The sequence below is a fragment of the Aeromonas sp. HMWF014 genome (assembly GCF_963878295.1).
In the GTDB taxonomy this organism is placed as follows: Bacteria; Pseudomonadota; Gammaproteobacteria; order Enterobacterales; family Aeromonadaceae; genus Aeromonas; species Aeromonas popoffii.
Genome location: NZ_CAWNYS010000544.1, coordinates 1 through 1,017 on the forward strand (window position 1 = coordinate 1; position 1,017 = coordinate 1,017).

The window sequence follows — 1,017 nt, forward strand, 5'->3', positions numbered from 1 at the left end:
TTTTGAAGGAATGAGGTATGTTGTGCCTGTTTCATATTATGAAAAATATAAAAAAACAAAAACTAATGCCATTAGGAAATTTGATGTAGATGAGTTAAATAAAGAGATTTCGATCAATGAAAAAACTCAAAAAAATGAGAGCAGAAGATGAATAAATTTGCTTTTTATTTTTCTTTATTATTTGTGGTGTTTTCATCATCCGCTTTTGAGGTTAAGCTAGATGATGAATACTCATTCTTATTTGTAGTGAAGAAAAAAAATCTAGATGTAAAGATGACAGCGAAATCTATAGGGAATGGGAGAGCTGATTTTGAGGTTAATGATTATATTTATAATTGTGAGTTGGACTCAGAGTTGTCTTTGATTAAAACCTCCTTGGAAAGAAAATCTATAGGTGGAGTTCAAACCACCCTTTTCGCATATCGTATAGGTTGTTTCGGAGGTATGGATCCTATCCCAATAAAATATTTTGCATTTCAACATGGTGTTAAATATGCCCTCAGAGGTGAAGAAACGATACAAACGCCAAATGGAAATTATGGTGGAGAGGGCGGGCCTATACCTGGACGGAATCTTAAAAAAAACATTATTCTTTATAAATACATGCAAGATAGATGGAAAGATATATCACTACGTAAATATGAGGAGTAAAAAATTTGGGACATCCATCCTTTTAAATAAAGCGTTGTGTGGCCCGTGATCACCGCAATCATATTTTAATAGCAATGATGACTGGGGAGGCGGCTCCCCAGCGGCGCTGTACGCGCCATTGCGGATGGGGAAATTGTGGCCTACCGGCTGGCGACCAAACCGGCCAAGGCGACCCGCAGCCCCGAGGAGGGCAAGCCAGGGCAAGACCTAGAGTTGTATACCTCGCCGTCGTTTTGTCTGGTACGCCATCACTACGAGGCGGGTGTGCAAAACAAGAACCGTCTGACCTTTTACAGCCTCTACATGCACATCGCGTGTGAGAACACCTACAGCAGCCCAGAGGCGGCGCGAGTGACCGTCAAGGGC

At 41.1% G+C, this 1,017-nt stretch carries 2 protein-coding genes; both read left to right on the forward strand.

Features of this window, described 5'->3' with window-relative positions:
• Positions 1-147 precede the first annotated feature (147 nt).
• On the forward strand, positions 148-651 hold the full coding sequence (locus AAC083_RS21190; RefSeq protein ID WP_146181758.1) for a M949_RS01915 family surface polysaccharide biosynthesis protein: 504 nt from the start codon (positions 148-150) through the stop codon (positions 649-651).
• Positions 652-786: 135 nt separating this feature from the next.
• Positions 787-1,017: hypothetical protein (locus tag AAC083_RS21195; RefSeq protein ID WP_258224811.1), on the forward strand; the 231-nt coding region annotated here is incomplete at its 3' end.

Excerpts from the sequence above, each read along its gene's own strand:
- AAC083_RS21190 (WP_146181758.1), top strand. The coding sequence starts at position 148 with ATGAATAAATTTGCTTTTTATTTTTCTTTATTATTTGTGGTGTTTTCA.